20 protein-coding genes are annotated in these 17,071 nt (G+C 73.3%); 12 read left to right on the forward strand and 8 right to left on the reverse strand.

The genetic code is table 11. From position 1 onward, the window contains the following. Positions 1 to 69: 69 nt before the first annotated feature. Positions 70 to 540, forward strand: coding sequence for an SRPBCC family protein (locus tag ACWDY5_RS31925; protein ID WP_449725858.1), 471 nt, complete (start codon positions 70 to 72; stop codon positions 538 to 540). Positions 541 to 640: 100 nt separating this feature from the next. Here the strand turns inward: ACWDY5_RS31925 and ACWDY5_RS31930 are convergent, their stop codons facing one another. Beyond that, on the reverse strand, positions 641 to 1,000 hold the full coding sequence (locus ACWDY5_RS31930) for a MerR family transcriptional regulator (RefSeq protein ID WP_449725859.1): 360 nt from the start codon (positions 998 to 1,000) through the stop codon (positions 641 to 643). Between the two features lie 52 nt (positions 1,001 to 1,052). On the opposite strand from ACWDY5_RS31930, the gene ACWDY5_RS31935 reads away from it, so the two are divergent. Next, complete coding sequence (locus ACWDY5_RS31935) at positions 1,053 to 1,910, forward strand: polysaccharide deacetylase family protein (RefSeq protein WP_449725860.1); 858 nt, start codon at positions 1,053 to 1,055, stop codon at positions 1,908 to 1,910. On the opposite strand, the gene ACWDY5_RS31940 is transcribed toward ACWDY5_RS31935, so the two are convergent. From ACWDY5_RS31940 to ACWDY5_RS31960, 5 genes are read right to left on the reverse strand one after another with little or no spacing between them, the layout of a single operon-like run. Beyond that, on the reverse strand, positions 1,907 to 3,196 hold the full coding sequence (locus ACWDY5_RS31940; protein ID WP_449725861.1) for a UDP-glucose dehydrogenase family protein: 1,290 nt from the start codon (positions 3,194 to 3,196) through the stop codon (positions 1,907 to 1,909). The two genes, ACWDY5_RS31935 and ACWDY5_RS31940, sit on opposite strands and share 4 nt — an antisense overlap. After that, positions 3,178 to 4,110, reverse strand: a complete 933-nt coding sequence (locus ACWDY5_RS31945) for a glycosyltransferase family 9 protein (protein ID WP_449725862.1) — start codon at positions 4,108 to 4,110, stop codon at positions 3,178 to 3,180. The genes ACWDY5_RS31940 and ACWDY5_RS31945 overlap by 19 nt, the downstream gene beginning before the upstream one ends. Further along, entirely contained in the window at positions 4,107 to 5,516 is a 1,410-nt protein-coding gene (locus ACWDY5_RS31950) for a glycosyltransferase family 2 protein (RefSeq protein WP_449725863.1), read from the reverse strand. The genes ACWDY5_RS31945 and ACWDY5_RS31950 overlap by 4 nt, the downstream gene beginning before the upstream one ends. Beyond that, complete coding sequence (locus ACWDY5_RS31955) at positions 5,513 to 7,150, reverse strand: carbamoyltransferase family protein (RefSeq protein WP_449725864.1); 1,638 nt, start codon at positions 7,148 to 7,150, stop codon at positions 5,513 to 5,515. The genes ACWDY5_RS31950 and ACWDY5_RS31955 overlap by 4 nt, the downstream gene beginning before the upstream one ends. 9 nt (positions 7,151 to 7,159) lie before the next feature. Further along, the gene (locus ACWDY5_RS31960; RefSeq protein ID WP_449725865.1) at positions 7,160 to 8,137 is read right to left on the reverse strand and encodes an NAD-dependent epimerase/dehydratase family protein; all 978 of its coding nucleotides are present in this window, start codon (positions 8,135 to 8,137) and stop codon (positions 7,160 to 7,162) included. Positions 8,138 to 8,217: 80 nt separating this feature from the next. Between ACWDY5_RS31960 and ACWDY5_RS31965 the strand changes: the two genes are divergently transcribed. Further along, positions 8,218 to 9,162, forward strand: coding sequence for a glycosyltransferase family 2 protein (locus tag ACWDY5_RS31965; RefSeq protein ID WP_449725866.1), 945 nt, complete (start codon positions 8,218 to 8,220; stop codon positions 9,160 to 9,162). Continuing rightward, positions 9,135 to 9,365 (forward strand): hypothetical protein, encoded by a 231-nt coding sequence (locus tag ACWDY5_RS31970; RefSeq protein ID WP_252480462.1) that lies wholly within the window; start codon positions 9,135 to 9,137, stop codon positions 9,363 to 9,365. The genes ACWDY5_RS31965 and ACWDY5_RS31970 overlap by 28 nt, the downstream gene beginning before the upstream one ends. 89 nt (positions 9,366 to 9,454) lie before the next feature. Here the strand turns inward: ACWDY5_RS31970 and ACWDY5_RS31975 are convergent, their stop codons facing one another. Next, entirely contained in the window at positions 9,455 to 9,928 is a 474-nt protein-coding gene (locus ACWDY5_RS31975) for an SRPBCC family protein (RefSeq protein WP_449725867.1), read from the reverse strand. Positions 9,929 to 10,063: 135 nt separating this feature from the next. Here ACWDY5_RS31975 and ACWDY5_RS31980 point away from each other — a divergent pair, with 135 nt between their 5' ends. Genes ACWDY5_RS31980 through ACWDY5_RS32010 form a run of 7 tightly spaced genes read left to right on the forward strand, consistent with a single transcriptional unit; the run spans position 10,064 to position 16,419 of the window. Beyond that, the gene (locus ACWDY5_RS31980) at positions 10,064 to 10,612 is read left to right on the forward strand and encodes a D-glycero-alpha-D-manno-heptose-1,7-bisphosphate 7-phosphatase (RefSeq protein ID WP_449725868.1); all 549 of its coding nucleotides are present in this window, start codon (positions 10,064 to 10,066) and stop codon (positions 10,610 to 10,612) included. Next, complete coding sequence (locus ACWDY5_RS31985; RefSeq protein WP_449725869.1) at positions 10,609 to 11,625, forward strand: glycosyltransferase family 9 protein; 1,017 nt, start codon at positions 10,609 to 10,611, stop codon at positions 11,623 to 11,625. The genes ACWDY5_RS31980 and ACWDY5_RS31985 overlap by 4 nt, the downstream gene beginning before the upstream one ends. Next, the gene (locus ACWDY5_RS31990) at positions 11,622 to 12,581 is read left to right on the forward strand and encodes a glycosyltransferase (RefSeq protein WP_449725870.1); all 960 of its coding nucleotides are present in this window, start codon (positions 11,622 to 11,624) and stop codon (positions 12,579 to 12,581) included. The genes ACWDY5_RS31985 and ACWDY5_RS31990 overlap by 4 nt, the downstream gene beginning before the upstream one ends. Further along, a complete protein-coding gene (locus ACWDY5_RS31995; RefSeq protein WP_449725871.1) occupies positions 12,578 to 13,798 on the forward strand; it encodes a glycosyltransferase in 1,221 nt (406 codons plus the stop codon). Before ACWDY5_RS31990 ends, ACWDY5_RS31995 begins: the two co-directional genes overlap by 4 nt. Next, positions 13,795 to 14,391 (forward strand): D-sedoheptulose-7-phosphate isomerase, encoded by a 597-nt coding sequence (locus ACWDY5_RS32000; RefSeq protein ID WP_449725872.1) that lies wholly within the window; start codon positions 13,795 to 13,797, stop codon positions 14,389 to 14,391. Before ACWDY5_RS31995 ends, ACWDY5_RS32000 begins: the two co-directional genes overlap by 4 nt. Continuing rightward, positions 14,388 to 15,710, forward strand: a complete 1,323-nt coding sequence (rfaE2, locus tag ACWDY5_RS32005; protein ID WP_449725873.1) for a D-glycero-beta-D-manno-heptose 1-phosphate adenylyltransferase — start codon at positions 14,388 to 14,390, stop codon at positions 15,708 to 15,710. Before ACWDY5_RS32000 ends, rfaE2 begins: the two co-directional genes overlap by 4 nt. 13 nt (positions 15,711 to 15,723) lie before the next feature. Further along, on the forward strand, positions 15,724 to 16,419 hold the full coding sequence (locus ACWDY5_RS32010) for an SDR family oxidoreductase (protein WP_449725874.1): 696 nt from the start codon (positions 15,724 to 15,726) through the stop codon (positions 16,417 to 16,419). Between the two features lie 30 nt (positions 16,420 to 16,449). Here the strand turns inward: ACWDY5_RS32010 and ACWDY5_RS32015 are convergent, their stop codons facing one another. After that, complete coding sequence (locus ACWDY5_RS32015) at positions 16,450 to 16,851, reverse strand: ChaB family protein (RefSeq protein ID WP_449725875.1); 402 nt, start codon at positions 16,849 to 16,851, stop codon at positions 16,450 to 16,452. Positions 16,852 to 16,925: 74 nt separating this feature from the next. Here ACWDY5_RS32015 and ACWDY5_RS32020 point away from each other — a divergent pair. After that, on the forward strand, positions 16,926 to 17,071 hold a 146-nt coding region (locus tag ACWDY5_RS32020; RefSeq protein ID WP_449725877.1), incomplete at its 3' end, for an aldehyde dehydrogenase family protein.

Consider the following 17,071-nt stretch of genomic DNA (forward strand, 5'->3'; position numbering starts at 1 on the left):
ACGTTTCCGCCCGGACGCGGTGGGTAGCCGAAGAGTGCGTGACCGACACAGAAAGGAGATGGTTGGACAGTGAGCGTTATCGAGGAACGCGTGGAAGTCCATGCGCCGGTACGCGCCGTCTATGACCAGTGGACCCAGTTCGAGACCTTCCCGGAGTTCATGAAGGGTGTCGAGCAGGTCGACCAGGTGTCGAACACGCTGACCCACTGGAAGACCAGCATCGCCGGTGTGGAACGCGAGTTCGACGCCGAGATCATGCACCAGGTCCCCGACGAGCGGATCTCCTGGACCGTCGTGTCCGGGCCGAAGCACCGGGGGACCGTGTCCTTCACCCCGCAGGGCACCGAGACCAAGGTGTCGCTGCGGATCGAGTTCGAGCCCGAAGGCGCGGCCGAGAAGATCGGCGACACCCTCGGCCTCGTGCAGACCAGGGTCCGTGGTGACCTGGGCCGGTTCAAGGAGTTCATCGAGCGACGCGGCCACGAGACCGGTGGCTGGCGCGGCCAGGTCCGACCGGTCGACGACCCGACCAACAGATAGAAGAGCGCGCGAGCGGGAAGCAGGGCCCGCCTCGCCGCACGGAAAAAAAGACTGTGCCGCCCCCATTCGCCACCGGGGGGCGGCACAGTCCTTTCCGGCGTCAGGGCTTCGCGGCGGCGTTGATGACCTCTTCCAGGAGGTCGCGGGAGCTGGCCAGCTCCTTCATGGTGCGCTCGATGCGGGCCTTCTCCTCGGTCAGCTCGGCCACCAGCTTCGGCGTGGCCCGCGCGGAGGGGCCGCCGTCGGCATCGCGCATGCAGGGCAGCAGCCGGGCGATCTTCCTGCTGTGCAGGCCCGCGGCGAACAGCTCCTGGATGCGGATCACCCGGTCCACCGCGAACTCCGGGTACTCCCGCTGCCCGCCAGGGGTGCGATCGGGGATCAGCAGGCCCTGTTCCTCGTAGTAGCGCAGCGACCGCTCGCTGACCCCGGTCCGGCGCGCCAGCTCCCCGATCCGCATCGGCCCTCCGCGACTTGAACTTCACACTGGTGTCAGGTTCTACCGTACCGGTATGACGAACCCGCCTTACGCGTACAGCCCGATCGTCGACCGTCCGCCCTTGCACTGGCCGCAGGGCAAGCGGATCGCCGTCTACGTCGGCCTCAACATCGAGCACTTCCTGCCCGGCCACCCCTCCACCAGCATCTGGCCCGGCACCGCCGAGCTCACCCCCGACCCGCTCAACCACGGCTGGCGCGACTACGGCAACCGGGTCGGCATCTGGCGGATCGCCGACATCCTGGACCGCCACGGCCTGCGCGCCAGCGTGCTGCTCAACTCCACGGTGCCCGAGCACTATCCGCAGATCATCGAGGCCGGCAACGCCCGCGACTGGGCCTGGCTGGCCCACGGCAGCACCAACTCGATCCTGCACACCGGCCTGGACCTCGAGGAGGAACGCCGGGTCCTCACCGACATCGTGCACACCATCACCACCGCCACCGGCAAGTCCCCGCGCGGCTGGATGGGTCCCGGCCTCACCGAAACCGCCAACACCCCGGCCCTGCTGGCCGAACTGGGCCTGAGCTACGTGCTGGACTGGACCAACGACGACCAGCCCTACCCGCTGACCGTGCCCGGCATGCTCAGCGTGCCTTACACGGTGGAGCTCAACGACCTGATGGTCTTCGCCAAGCACACCGGCCCGGAGTTCACCCGCATGGTGCGAGACACCTATGAGGTGCTGCACGCCGAGTCCGAGCACAGCGGCCGGGTGCTGCCACTGGCCCTGCACCCGTTCGTGGTCGGCCAGCCGTTCCGGGCCAAGTACCTGGACGAGGCGCTGGGTTTCCTGGCCGCGCAACCGGATGTGTGGCTGACCACCAGCGACGAGATCGCCGAGCACTACCGGGCGAGCATGCTCGGCTAGCTCGCGTGTCCCAGCCGGTGGTGGCGGAAGCCCGCGGCGGCCAGCACCTTCACCGGCAGGTGGTCGCGGGTGTCCACCAGCACGGGGGTGCGCATGCGCGCGGCCAGGTCGGGGAAGTTCAGCTCGGTGAACTCCGGCCACTCGGTCAGCAGCAGCACCGCGTCCGCGTCCTCGGCCGCCAGCGCCGCCCGGGAGACCAGGGAGACCGGTCCGAGCCTGCCCCGCTCGGCGGGCACGCACGGGTCGTAGCCGCGCAGGCCCGCGCCCGCCTCGGCCAGCGCCTGGGCCACCGCCAGCGCGGGGGAGTCGCGCAGGTCGTCGGTGCCCGCCTTGAAGGTCAGGCCCAGCAGGCCGATCCGGGCGCCGCGCAGCGGGCGGGCCAGCACCCCTTCCAGGGCCTCGATGATCCGGGCCGGTTGGCGGTCGTTGGTCTCGATCGCGGCCGAGAGCAGCGGGAACTCCACCTCGGCCTGCCGGGCGGTGTGCAGCAGCGCCCTGGTGTCCTTGGGCAGGCAGGACCCGCCCCAGCCCGGCCCAGGGGCCAGGAAGGCCGGGCCGATGCGCTCGTCCTGGCCGAGGCCCTCGGTGACCGCGGCGATGTCGGCGCCGGTGCGCTCGCACAGCTCGGCCAGGGTGTTGACGTAGGAGAGCTTCATGGCCAGGAAGCTGTTGCTGGCGTACTTGACCAGCTCGGCGCTGGCCGGGTCGGTGACCAGGGTCGGCGCGCCGGTGTCCCGGTAGAGGGCGAGCACCCGGCGCGCGGTGGCCTGCTCGCTCGCGCCGACCACCACCCGCTGCGGGTGCAGGAAGTCGGCCACCGCGTGCCCCTCGCGCAGGAACTCCGGGTTGCCGGCCACCGCGACGTCGGCGCGGCCGAGCCTGGCCCGCAGGTCCTCGGTGGTGCCCGGGGGCACGGTGGACTTGACCACCAGCACACTGCCGGGCCGCAGCTCGGGGCCGATCTGGGTCAGCACGGCGTGCACCGCGCCCAGGTCGGCGGCCCCGGACTCGGCGGCGGGGGTGGGCAGGCACAGGAAGACGAACTCCGCGCCGCGCACCGCGGCCAGGTTGTCGGTGGTGAAGTCCAGGGTGCCCTCGGCCAGGCCCGTCGCGACGAGCTCGGCCAGTCCTGGCTCGTGCAGGCCGACCACACCGTGCCGCAGATCGTCCACAGTGGACTGATCGACGTCCGAGCAGACCACCCGGTGTCCCAGCTGGGACAGGCAGGCCGAGGTGGTGAGCCCGACATAACCGGCGCCGATGACGCCTATCCGCTGCGCGCCCATGCCAGGGAGCCCTTTCCGGGAAGCAGCCGCCGGGCCGCGTCGAGCACCTCGTCCACCGAGATGCGCAACAGGCCAGGGGCTGGGGTGTCGGCGAAGGTGTCACTGCTGATCCCGGCCCACAGCGCCAGGTGTTCCGGCCGCTCCGGCGGCGGGCCCCAGAGCTCGGGGGAGACCGGGCCGAACAGCACCACCGAGGGGGTGCCGTAGGCGGTGGCCAGGTGCGCCACCCCGGTGTCGCCGCAGATGACCAGCCGTGCGGTGGCCACCAGCGGGGCCAGCTCGGCCAGCGAGGTGTGCCCGGCCAGCACCCGCTCCGGCGGCAGCCCGGCCAGTTCCGCGACCTCCTTGGCGCGCGGGCGTTCCGGCAGGCTGCCGGTGAGCACCACGTGCCCGGGCAGCCGCCGGGCCAGCTCGGCGAAGCGGTCCACCGGCCAGCGCCGGGACCCGTGGCTGGCGCCGATGTGCACCACTACCGCCCCGCGCACCGGCGCCGGACACCACGGCTTGGGCAGCCGCAGGTCGGTCGGATCCGCCGGGATGCCGTGTTCGGTGAGCAACCGGCACCAGCGGTGCACCTCGTGCTCCTGCTCGCGCCAGCTGTCCCGGTCGAAGGTGATCAGTCGTCGCGGTTCGAGTGCGCGCAGCAGCGCGGTGCTCTGCGGCCCGTGGCCGTGCAGGTTGACCGCGAGATCCGGCGGTCGGGCCGCCCAGCGCAGTGGCTGGTCCAGGCCGTCGGTGGTGAGCAGCCGGTCCACCGCGCCGATGTCGCCGACCAGCTCGGCCAGCCACTCCGGCGCGGCCAGGGTGATCCGGGCGTCGAAGTGCGCCCGGCGCAGCGCGCGCAGCGCGGGCACCGCGGTGAGCAGGTCGCCCAGTCCCAGCGCGCGCAGCACCAGGACCTCAGGGGCGCTCACCGGCGCACCCGCCAGAACCGGAGTTCACCCCGCAGCCGGTGCAGACAGGCCATGGGCGGGATGATGACGCTGGTCACGACCATGCGGGCGATCTCATCCGGGGTGCGCGGACCGGGCCGGATCCGCCGGGCGGCGAACTCAGCGGTCAGCCCCGCCCACACCAGCCCCGCGACCAGCGCCGCCCGCCGCGGCCAGGTGGGGTTTGCCACCCCGGCCGCCGTCCGGCGACTGGCGAGCGCCCCAGCGAGCGCCGCGGCGCGCCGCCGGGCGTGTGCACCAGCTCGCGGCCCGGCGACCGCCTTGGTCAGCTGCCCGGCGACCGCTCCGGCCCGCTTGCCGACGAACGCCGTGGCTCGTGTCCCGCTGAGTGCTCCGGCCCGCTTGCCGAGTAACGCCGTGGCCCGCGTCCCGCCGAGCGCTCCGGCCCGCTTGCCGGCGAGCGTCATGGCTCGTGTCCCGCTGAGCACTCCGGCCCGCTTGCCGGCGAGCGTCATGGCTCGTGTCCCGCTGAGTGCTCCGGCCCGCTTGCCGGCAAACGCCGTGGCTCGCGTCCCGCCGAGCGCTCCGGACCGCAGCCCGGCGAGCGCCCCCGCCCGCCGTCCCACCAGCGACCCAGCACCAGTCCTGCCCCGCCGCAACCCGGCCAGCCCGAACCCCACCGCCGCCACCAGCGCCCCGGTGGTCACCACGTGCCACCGCAACCGCCCCGGCTGCCCGCCGATCCGCTCCCGCCACCTGGCCCCGACCAGGTGCCGCAGCAGCGCGTCATCGGCGTTCCCGCGCTGGGCCCGCACACTGGCCAGGAATCCTTGCTCGCGCACGGGGTGAGTGGTCGACCGCTCACCCTCGGTCAGTTCCAGTCCCTGGTCCAGCACCCGCAGCGCCAGCTCGGCGTCCTCCCGGTACGCCCGGGGAAACCGCTCGTCGAAGCCGCCGACCTCGGCCAGCGCCGAACGCCGGTAGGCCATGTCCGCGGTGATCCACTCCGCCTGGGCCAGGCCCGCGGTGCCCAGCTCGGCATCCGTGGGCGCCCGGTCGGTCGGCAGGGGCACCGTGATGCGGGCCTTGCTGGCGGCGACCTTCGCATCCAACCGGGCCAGGTCCGCCGCCAGCCGCTCCGGCCAGTCCGGGCTGACCACCACATCGTCGTCCAGGAAGGCGATCCACTCGCACTCGGTGGCCCGCCAGCCCACGTTGCGCGCCGCGGCCGGACCGCGGCCGCCGGAGGTGAGCACCCGCACCGGAATCGGCGTCGGGCCCAGGGGTACGGGGTCGGGGCGGTCGTCGACCACGATCACCTCGACCGGCTGCGGGCCGTGGGCGTTGGCCAGGGAGTTGAGCAGCCGCCACAGGCTGTCCCGGCCGATCGTGGGCACCACCACGGCGTAGTCCACTGTGGAGGTCATCGGGACAGTCCCTTTCTGCGCAGCGCGACCGGGCCGATGGCGAGCAGGTCGATCGGCGCGGAACCGAAGCACTCCAAGGCATCCCGCGGATCGTCGACCATCGGGCGACCGGCGGTGTTGAGGCTGGTGTTGACCACCACCGGCAGTCCGGTGCGGGCGGCGAACTCGCGCAACACCCGGCCCATCAACGGATCCTGCTCCGGGTCCACGGTCTGGATCCGGGCGGTGCCGTCCACGTGCACCACCGCCGGGATCCGCTCCCGCCACTCCGGGCGCACGTCGTGCACGAAGAGCATGTGCGGGCTGGGGATCGGGCCGCGCTCGAACAGCTCGGCCGCGCGGTCGGCCAGCACCATCGGCGCGACCGGCCGGAACTGCTCGCGGCCCTTGACGTCGTTGAGCCGGGCCAGGTTCTCCGCCCGGCCGGGGTGGGCCAGCAGCGAGCGGCGGCCCAGCGCGCGCGGACCGTACTCGGCGCGGCCCTGGAACCAGGCCACCACCTGGTCATCGGCCAGCGCTTCGGCCACCGTCACGGCGATGTCGGCCGGCTCGGTGTAGACCAGGTTCGCGGTGTCCAGGCACTGCCGGATCTCCTGCACGGAGAACTCCCGGCCCAGGTCCGCGCCCGGCATCGGCGCGGCGGGGGAGTCCTCGGTGGCGGTGACGTGCAGGGCCGCGCCCAGCGCGGTGCCCGCGTCGCCCGCGGCCGGCTGCACCCAGACCTCCTCGAACGGGCCCTCGGCGTGGATCCTGGTGTTGGCCACGCAGTTCAGCGCCACCCCGCCGGCCATGGTGAGCCGCCGGTGGCCGGTGGCCTCGTGCAGCCAGCGGGCCAGCTCCAGCAGCACCTCCTCCACCCGCAGCTGCACGCTGGCGGCCAGGTCGGCGTGCTCGGGGCCGAGCTCGCCGGACTCGCGGCGCTTGGCCAGTGCGTTCCAGTCGATGGGCTCGATGTGGAAGCCGCCCTCCTCGGTGGTGCGCACCAGCTCGCGGAAGAGGCCGGCGTGCGCCGGGGTGCCGTAGGAGGCCAGGGCCATCACCTTGTACTCGTCGCTGGAGCGCAGGAAGCCCAGGTGCTCGGTCAGCGACTCGTACATCAGCCCGAGTGAGTGCGGAAGACGTTGCGAGGCCAGCACTTCCAGCTGCCCGTCGCGGTAGCTGCCGCCCAGGTGGGAGGCGCACTCGCCGCGGCCGTCGGCCACCAGCACCGCGGAGTCCGCGCCGAAGGGAGCGGCCAGCCCCGCGGAGGCGGCGTGTGCCATGTGGTGCGGCACGAAGCGCACGATGCCGGGGTCCAGGCCCGGCAACGCGGTGGCCAGGAACCGAGGGGCGCGCCGCGCATAGTTGGTGCGCAGCTCCTCCCAGTCGCCGTCCAGGCCCTGCTGGCCGGGCTCGACCAGGCCGGGGTCGTAGGAGTAGGCCACCGCGTCCAGATCGGACGGGGCGAGCCCAGCCTTGGCCAGGCACCAGCGGGCCGACTGCTCGGGCAGCTCCCACGCGGAGAAGGGCACCGGCCGCTTGCCGTGCTTGCGGCGGCTGAACCGCTCCTCCTCCGCCGCGGCGACGACCCGGCCATCCACCACCAGTGCGGCGGCGGGGTCGTGGAAGATGGCGTTGATTCCCAGGACGCGCATGGCGATCGGCTACCCGGCGACCCGGTGGGCAAACGAGGCGGCGGCGAAGTGGTCCACGGTTCGCCGCAACCCTTCGGTCAGCGAGACCTCCGGGCCCCAGTCCAGTTCCCGCGCGGCCACGGTGATGTCCGGGCAGCGGCGGCGCGGGTCGTCGGTCATCGCCTGCTCGTGCACCACCGGCGCGGTGCTGCCGGTGAGCTCCCGGATCCGCTCGGCGATCCAGGCCACCGGGTGCTCCTCGGGGCTGCCGATGTTGACCGGGCCGGGAATCCCGCTGCGGGCCAAGGTGATCAGGCCGCGGACGGTGTCGCTGACGTAGCACAGCGACCGGGTCTGCGCGCCGTCGCCGAAGACGGTGATCGGCTCCCCGGCCAGGCCCTGGCGGATGAAGGTGGGGATCATCCGGCCGTCCTCGGGCCGCATCCGCGGGCCGTAGCTGTTGAAGATCCGGGCGATCGAGGCGCGCAGCCCGTACTGGCCGCGGTAGGCGGTGGTCAGTGCCTCGCTGAAGCGTTTGGACTCGTCGTAGACACTGCGCGGGCCCACCGGGTTGACGTTGCCCCAGTAGTCCTCGGTCTGCGGGTGCCGCAGCGGATCGCCGTAGACCTCGCTGGTGGAGGCCAGCAGGAACCGGGACTGGTGCGCCCTGGCCAGCTCCAGCGCGTGCAGCGTGCCCAGCGAGCCGGTGCGCATGGTCCGCACCGGCTCGCGCAGGTAGTCCGCGGGCGAGGCCGGGCAGGCCAGGTGCAGCACCGCGTCCACCGGGCCGGGCACCCGCAGCGGCTCGGTGATGTCGGCGTGCTGGAAGTGGAAGCGCGGATGCTCCGCCACACTGTCCACATTGGACAGACGTCCGGTGGACAGGTCGTCGACGCACACCACCGACACCCCGGCGAACACCAGCTCCTCGCACACGTAGGACCCGAGGAAGCCCGCGCCCCCGGTGACCACCACCCGTTCGAACCGCATCGCGAGCCCCTTTCTCATCCGTTCCACCCCGGCGGCTACCCGGGGCCTGGCCGGGGAAACGTCGGTGTCGGCCGCGCCAGGGCGGGTAGCTCGAAGGCATGACGAGCGCGCGCACCACCGTGGTGATCGCCACCAGGGACCGCTGGGACGAGCTGCGGCACACCCTGCACCGGCTCACCGAGCTAGACCCGCCACCGCCGGTCGTGGTGGTGGACAACGGTTCCAGTGACGGCACCCGCGATCGGGTGGCCGCGGAGTTCCCTCAGGTGCGGCTGATCGCCCTGGCCGGCAACCGGGGCGCTACCGCGCGTAACCACGGGGTGGCGGTCGCCCGCACCCCGTACGTGGCCTTCAGCGACGACGACTCCTGGTGGGCGCCGGGCTCCCTCCAGCAGGCCGAGCGGCTCTTCGACGCCTGCCCCCGGCTGGGGCTGGTCTCCGCCCGCACCCTGGTCGGCCCGGAGCAGCGGCTGGACCCGCTCAGCGCCGAACTGGCCGCCAGCCCGCTGGGCCGGGAACCGGATCTGCCGGGGGTGTCGGTGCTGGGTTTCCTGGCCTGCGCGGCGATCGTGCGCCGGGAGGCGTTCCTGGCCTGCGGCGGGTTCTCCCCGGTGCTGTTCTTCCCCGGCGAGGAGCAGCTGCTGTCCTGGGACCTGGCCGCCGCGGGCTGGGCCCAGTGCCACGTGCCCGAGCTGGTCTCCCACCACCACCCCTCGCGGATCCGGCCGCCCTCGGCGGCCCGGCGGCGCCTCCAGGCCCGCAACGCCCTGCTCACCGTGTGGCTGCGCAGGCCGTGGCCGGAGATCGCCGCGGCCACCTGGGCCCAGCTGCACGCCGGAGAACTCCGGGTGCTGCTGGCGGCGCTGGCCCGGCTGCCCGGGGTGCTGCGCGCCCGGCGGCGCCTGCCCGCCGAGGTGGAACAACGGCTGGCGCTACTCCAACGCCAGGCATGGAGCGCGCCAGGCCGGGTAGGCCCACAGGGAACCACGACACCACAGACAGTGGAGGAGGATCCGTGTCCACCACCGAAACCGGCTCCGTGACCGGAACCCGGGACAAGGACTACAACATCATCTGGTTCACCGAGGCCTGCCTGTCCAACGTGCTGCGCCTGGAGACCTACATCCAGGACGCGGAGAAGGCAGGCGACAGCGAGCTGGCCGAGTTCTTCCGCAAGGCCCAGAACGAGAGCCGCAAGGGCGCCGAGCAGGCCAAGGCCATGCTCGCGCAGCGACTGAGCGGCTGAGCAAGCGCACGAACAGGGCCGGGCGCCTGGGGTGCCCGGCCCTGTTCGTGCGCGGGCTACCAGGTGCCCGGCCCTGGCCGCACGTTCGGCTACAGCTCGCCCTGCTGCGGCGAGCGGCCCACATCACCGCGCCAGGCGCCGGTCTCCGCGCCGCGCTGCTCGATGAACTCCTTGAACCGCTTCAGGTCCCCGGAGACCCGGTGCTCCACCACACCCAGCGCCGCGCCCGCCTTCTCGGCCAGCGACTCCGGCTGGTACTCCATCTGCAGGCTGACCCTGGTGGTCTTGTCGTCGAGCCGGTGGAAGGTCACCACCCCGCCGTGCGGCGGACCGTCGATGGTCTTCCACGCCACTCGCTCATCCGGGTGTTGTTCGGTGATCTCGGCGTCGAACTCCCGTTCCACGCCACCGATCTTGGTGTGCCAGTGCGTCCGGGTCGGGGTGACCTGGGTAATGCGCTCCACGCCCTCCATGAACCGGGGGAAGGTCTCGAACTGGGTCCACTGGTTGTACGCGGTGCTCACCGGCACCTGGACGTCCACCGACTTCTCGATCGTGGTCACGCCGCCTCCTCGCAAAATGGGGTGTTCGCAGTTGGTGTACCCGGGTCCGACCGCGCTACACGCCCCCCGATGTCACGCTGAGTAGCGTTTCTCCGAGAAGTGTTTAGTACTTCTTCGCCCGGCAAGCCTCGCCAGGTGAGCGGAATCGTGCACTCCGCCTGGCCCGGTCTGGTGCTCTTCGACCGGGACGGCACTCTCGTCCGGGATGTCCCGTACAACGGGGATCCCGAGTTGGTGACGACCATGCCCGGCGCCGCCGAGGCAGTGGCCGCACTGCGCGCCAGGGGCGTGCGCACCGGGGTGGTGACCAACCAGTCCGGTGTCGCACGTGGGCTGTTGTCCCTGGCGCAGGTCGCGGCCGTGCACCGGCGAATCGTGGAGCTGCTGGGGCCCTTCGACACCTGGCAGGTCTGTCCACACGGGCCACTGGAGGGCTGCCGCTGCCGGAAGCCACGGCCGGGCATGATCCTGGCGGCCTGCGCCGAGCTCGGCGTGCCGCCCTGCGCCACCGTGGTGATCGGCGACATCGGCTCCGATGTGCAGGCCGCGCAAGCCGCTGGGGCACACGGGATCCTGGTGCCCACCCCGGTCACCCTGCCGCATGAGATCCGCAACGCCCCGGTGGTCGCACCGGACCTGACCGCCGCGCTGGACCTGCTGCTGCCCGCGGAGGTCCGGCGATGAACAGGGTGCTGGTGTGCCGGTTGGACAGTGAGGGCGACGTCCTGCTGGCCGGACCGGCGATCAGGGCGATCGCGCACACCGCGGAGGTGGCCCTGCTGTGCGGACCGCGCGGCGCCCAGGCCGCCGGCCTGCTGCCGGGAGTGTCCACTGTGCTCACCTGGCACTGCCCGTGGATCGACGCCGAGCCAGAACCCGTGCGCCCCAAGGACTTCACCGCGCTGGTGGAGGCCGTGCGCGGACTCGGCTGCGACCGCGCCGTCATCCTGACCTCCTTCCACCAGTCGCCGCTGCCCACCGCGCTGGCCTTGCGGCTGGCCGGGATCGCACACCTGACCGCCGCCTCGGTGGACTATCCCGGCTCACTGCTGGACGTTCGCCTGCGCCCTGGCCAGGACCTGGCCGAGGACCAGCCGGAGGCCGACCGCGCGCTGGCCATCGCCGCCGCGGCCGGATTCCCGCTGCCGCCAGGCGATGACGGCCGGCTGGCCATCACCGGCTACCCGGACACCCGCGCGCTGACCGGCCCGCCCGGCTACGTCGTGCTGCACCCCGGCGCGTCCGTGCCCGCCCGCAGCTGGCCACCCAGCCGCTGCGCCGAGGCCGTGGCCGAGCTCGTCCGCGGCGGCCACCGGGTGGTGGTCACCGGCGGACCCGGCGAGACCGCCTTGACCGCCGAGGTCGCCGGGGCGCACGCGGTGGACCTGGGCGGGCGCACCAGCTTCGCCGAACTGGCCGGAGTGCTGGCCCGCGCGGCCGCGGTCGTGGTCGGCAACACCGGGCCCGCGCACCTGGCCGCCGCCGTCGGCACCCCGGTGGTGTCGCTGTTCGCGCCAGTGGTGCCCGCGATCCGCTGGGCCCCGCACGGCCCGCACGTGCTGCTGGGCGACCAGTGGGCGCCCTGCCGGGACAGCAGGGCCAAGCTCTGCCCGGTGCCCGGCCACCCCTGCCTGAACACCGTGCCGGCCACCGCGGTGGCCGAGGCCGTGCGCAGCCTGCTGGAGGTCGCGGCATGAGAGTCCTGGTCTGGCACGTGCACGGCGGCTGGCTGAACTCCTTCGTGCGCGGCGAGCACGACTACCTCATCCCGCGCCTGCCCGTCGGCGGCGAATGGGGACTGGGCCTGGCCGGCCGCGACTGGCCACGCGCCACCGAGGTCCCGGTGCAGGAGCTGATCAACACCGAGGTCGACGTGGTCGTCCTGCAACGGGCCGAGGAGATCGAGCTGGTCAGCCGCTGGCTGGGCCGCACCCCCGGCAAGGACCTGCCCGCGATCTACGTCGAGCACAACACCCCGCCGATGGCCGTGCGCGAGGCCCGGCACCCGCTGGCCGACCACCCGGAACTGCTGCTGGCGCACGTCACCCACTTCAACGACCTGGTCTGGGACTGCGGCCGCACCCCGACCGTGGTCATCGAGCACGGCGTGCCCGACCCCGGCCACCGCTACACCGGCGAGCTCCCGCACGCCGGGGTGGTGGTCAACGAACCCATCCGGCGCGGCCGGGTGGCCGGCACCGACCTGTTGCCCCGCTTCGCCGCCGCCGCGCCGCTGGACGTCTTCGGCATGGGCCTGGACGGCCTCGGCGACCACCTCGGCCTCGGCCCCGACCGGCTCACCGCCTGCGGCGACCTGGCCACCGCGGACCTGCACGCCCAGCTCGCCCGGCGCCGGGTCTACCTGCACCCCTACCGCTGGACCTCACTGGGCCTGGCGATGCTGGAGGCGATGCACCTCGGCCTGCCGGTGCTCGCCCTGGCCGTGACCGAGGCGCCGCGCGCGGTGCCACCTACCGCGGGGGTGCTCTCCACCAGGGTCGAGGACCTGGTGGCCGCCCTGCGCGCGCTGAGCGCCGACCCGGCGATGGCTCGCGAGCTCGGCGCGGGCGCGCGCGAACACGTTCTGGCACACCACGGGTTGACGGCCTTCGTCGACCACTGGGACCGAATCCTGACGGAGGTGACCCGATGAAGATCGCCATGATCTCCGAGCACGCCAGCCCGCTGGCCGCACTCGGTGAAGTCGACGCGGGCGGTCAGAACCTGCATGTGGCCGAACTCTCGGCCGCACTGACCCGGCGCGGGCATGACGTGAGCGTCTACACCCGCCGCGACGCTGCGGACCTGCCCGAGCGGGTCGAGGTCGAACCCGGCTACACCGTGGTGCACATCGACGCCGGGCCGGCCCGCCAGCTGCCCAAAGACGAGCTGCTGCCGCACATGGGCGATTTCGCCAGGCGACTGCGCGGACACTGGGCCCGCGAACGGCCCGAGGTGGCGCACGCGCACTTCTGGATGTCCGGCCTGGCCGGTGAGCTGGCCGCCCGCGACCTGAAGCTGCCGCTGGCCCAGACCTTCCACGCCCTCGGCGTGGTCAAGCGCCGCCACCAGGGCAGCGCCGACACCAGCCCGCCGGAACGCATCGGCATCGAACGCGTGGTCGGCCGTGCCGCCGACCGGGTCATCGCCACCTGCTCGGATGAGGTCTTCGAGCTGGTCCGCCTCGGCGTGCCCAGGGCCCGGATCTCGGTGGTGCCCTGCGGGGTCGACCTGGACGTGTTCGACCAGTTCGGCCCGGCCGCCCCGCGCAACCACCGCAAACGCCTGGTCTCGGTCGGCAGGCTGGTGCCGCGCAAGGGTTTTGACCTCATCATCAGCGCGCTGGCGGCCACCCCCGACGTCGAGCTGGTCATCGCCGGCGGTCCCGCCGAGGGCGACCTGGACCACGACGCGGAGGCCAGGCGGCTGCGCGCGCACGCGCAACGGCACGGCGTGGCCGACCGCGTGGTGCTGCTGGGGCAGGTGGCGCGCAAGGACATGCCGCCGCTGCTGCGCTCGGCCGACGCCGTGGTCTGCGCGCCCTGGTACGAGCCCTTCGGCATCGTGCCCCTGGAAGCGATGAGCTGCGCCCGGCCGGTGATCGCCACCGCGGTCGGCGGTCTCACCGACACCGTGGTCGACGGCGTCACCGGCGTGCTGGTGCCACCCCGCGATCCCGAGGCGCTGGCCAAGGCGATCCGCCAGGTCACCGGCGATCCCGCCTTCGCCCAGGCCCTCGGCGTGGCAGGCAACGACCGGGTCGCCGCCCGCTACGGCTGGGACCGGATCGCCGCCGACACCGAGCGCGCCTACCAGCGGATCGCCAGGGTCGGCGCGGCCGAGGGCGCGGCCGTGGGGGAGGGGCGATGAGCGGCGAGCTGATCGGCGGCCACCTCGACGGCCTGCACCAGACCCTGGAGAACCTGCGGCGGCACGAACCGCTGCTGCGCCGCTGGGGCCGGGTGCTGGCGCACCGGCTCAGCGGCGGGCACCGGCTGCTGGCCGCGGGCAACGGCGGCTCGGCGGCTGAGGCCCAGCACCTCACCGCCGAGCTGGTCGGCCGCTTCCGCGAGGACCGCAGGCCCTTCTCCGCGATCGCGCTGTGCGCGGAGTCCTCCTCGGTCACCGCCATCGGCAACGACTACGGCTATGACGAGGTCTTCGCCCGCCAGGTGCGCGCGCACGCCGGGCCACTGGACATCGTGGTGCTGCTGTCCACCAGCGGCCGCAGCCCCAACCTGCTGCGCGCCGCCGAAGCCGCCCGCGAGGCAGGCGCCACCAGCTGGGCCTGCACCGGCCCCGCGCCCAACCCGCTGGCCGAGATCGCCGATGAGACCCTGGCCCTGAACGGGCCCAGCCCCAACGTGCAGGAAGCCCAGCTGGTGCTGGTGCACCTGCTGTGCACCGCCTTCGAAGCCGAACTGTCCACAATGGACACACTTGCGGGCAGGAGGGTGTCATGAGCCTGGTCGTGGTCGGCGACTCGCTGCTGGACGTGGACCTCGACGGCAAGGCCGACCGGCTCTGCCCCGACGCCCCCGCACCCGTGCTCGACCTGGACGGCCGCCGCGACCGCCCTGGCGGCGCGGCACTGGCCGCCAGCCTGGCCGCCGCCGACGGCGAACCGGTCACCCTGGTCACCGCGCTGGCCCGCGACGCCGAGGCCGACCGGCTGCGCGCCGCACTGCGCGGAGTGTCCACAGTGGCCGGTGAACTGCCGGGAACCACCACGGTCAAAGCCAGACTGCGCGCCGACGGCCGCTCACTGGCCCGCCTGGACTACGGCCACAGCGCCCGGCCGGAGGTGACCGAGGAGATGCTGGACGCGGTCGCCGGGGCCACCGCCGTGCTGGTCTCCGACTACGGCCGAGGCCTGGCCGCCGATGAACGCCTGCGCGACCTGCTGACCAGCCGCGCCACCCGCGTCCCGGTGGTCTGGGACCCGCACCCGCGCGGCCCGGACCCGGTGCCCGGCGTCCGCCTGGCCACCCCCAACCGGGCCGAGGCCCTGGCCGCCACCGGCGCGCCCGATGAGTACACCGCGGCCGCGCTGCTGCGCCAACGCTGGCAGGCCGGTGCGGTGGTGGTCACCCTCGGCTCCGGTGGCGCGCTGCTGGAGCACGGCGGCACCCCGGTCGCCGTGCCCGCCCCCGAGATCACCGCACTGGACCCCTGTGGCGCGGGCGACCGCTTCGCCGTCACCGCCGCCTGCGCGCTCCGGCGCGGCGCCGCGGTGGACGAGGCGGTGGCCGCCGCGGTCGAGCAGGCCGCGGACTTCCTGGCCAGGGGCGGCGCCGCCGGGTTCGGCAACCCGCCGCCGGACCGCGAGTCCACTGTGGACGGACTGCTGCGCTCGGTACGGGCCAAGGGCGGCACCGTGGTGGCCACCGGCGGCTGCTTCGACCTGCTGCACGCCGGACACGTGCGCATGCTCGCCGCCGCCCGCCGCCTCGGCGACTGCCTGGTGGTGTGCCTGAACTCCGATGAGTCGGTGCGCCGCCTCAAGGGCTCCGGCCGCCCGGTCAACCCGGCCAGGGAACGCGCCGAGCTGCTGCGCGCACTCTCCAGTGTGGACGCCGTGGTGGTCTTCGAGGAGAACACCCCGGAGACCGCGCTGCGGCGGCTGCGCCCCGACATCTGGGTCAAGGGCGCCGACTACAACGCCGACACCCTGCCCGAGGCCGGGCTGCTGCGCGAGTGGGGCGGCCGCACCGTGGTCGTGCCCTACCACCCCGGCCGCTCCACCAGCAGGCTGGTAACCGCCCTGGACCGACTGAGCTGAGAAGGAGAAGGCAGTGAACGAGGTAGGCGTCATCCTGGTCACCGGCGGCGCGTCCGGACTCGGCGCGGCCGTGGTGCACGCCGTGCACGAGGCCGGGGGCACCGCGCTGGTGCTGGACAAGGACACCCCGGCCGCGGACATCCCGGCCAAGGACGCCCTGACCGTGGACCTGACCGACACCGCGGCCGCCGAGCACGCCGTGGCCCAGCTCGCCGAACGCGCGGGCGGACTCGACGGGGTGGTCACCGCCGCGGGCATCGACAGCTGCGGCCCGCTCGACCAGGTGTCCACAATGGACTGGGAAAGGGTGGTGCGGGTCAACCTGTTCGGCACCGCGGCCGTGGTGCGCGCGGCCCTGCCCTACCTCAAGGTGAGCCGGGGCCGGGTGGTCACCGTGGCCTCCACCCTCGGCCTGCGGGTCGCGGGCGATGCCACCGCCTACTGCGCCTCGAAGTTCGGTGTGGTCGGCTTCACCCGCGCACTGGCCATGGAGACCGCGGGCCAGGTCGGGGTGACCCTGCTGGTGCCCGGCGGCATGCGCACCCGGTTCTTCGACTCCCGCACCGAGCAGTACCGCCCGGCCGATGACAGCAAGCTCAACCCGCCGGAACGGGTCGCCGACACCGTGCTGTTCGCGCTGCGCCAGCCTGCGGGCTGCCAGCTGCGCGAACTGGTGGTGTGCCACGAGGAGGAACCGTCCTGGCCGTGACGGTTCCTCCTCCTTCGCGCAAGGCCCGGGTCAGTCGCCCCGGGCCTTGGCGGTTTTGCGGTTGTTGGCCTTCTTGATCGCCTCGACCAGCTGCGGCTTGGACATGCTGGAGCGGCCGGCGATGTCCAGCTTCTTCGCCACCGAGTACAGGTGTTCCTTGCTGGCGTTGGCATCCACGCCTTCGTGCGTGCCCACGCTCTTCGCACCGGCCTTGCGCTTGGCCTGCCGGTCCGAGGGGCCCTTCTGCTTCTTGGGCTCCCAGTGGTCGCCGACCTTCTCGAAGGAGTGCTTCAGCGCCGAGAACGCGGTGCGATGCGCCCGCTCTCCCTCGCCGTAGGTCTGCACCGCCGAGTCGTGCGCCTTGATCCAGGTCTCCTGGGCCTTCTTCGGCGATCGCGCCAGCGTGCTGGGCAGCTCCTGCCTGCCGGGCATGATCATCACCTCCGCCCTGGGGATTCCCCTCCCCGTGCAGGTGAAACAGCCGCTCGGCCGGGTAACCGGGGCGCATGACCCCGCCCCAGCTGAGCATCCACAGCCCCTTGGACGGCGCCCTCGTCGGCACCCTGCCCGCCGCCGATGCCCGGCAGGTCGCCGAGGCGGTCGCCGCGGCCCGCACCGCCCAGCACGCCTGGGCCCGCACCAGCCCGGCCGA

It is taken from the genome of Crossiella sp. NPDC003009 (genome assembly GCF_053591555.1).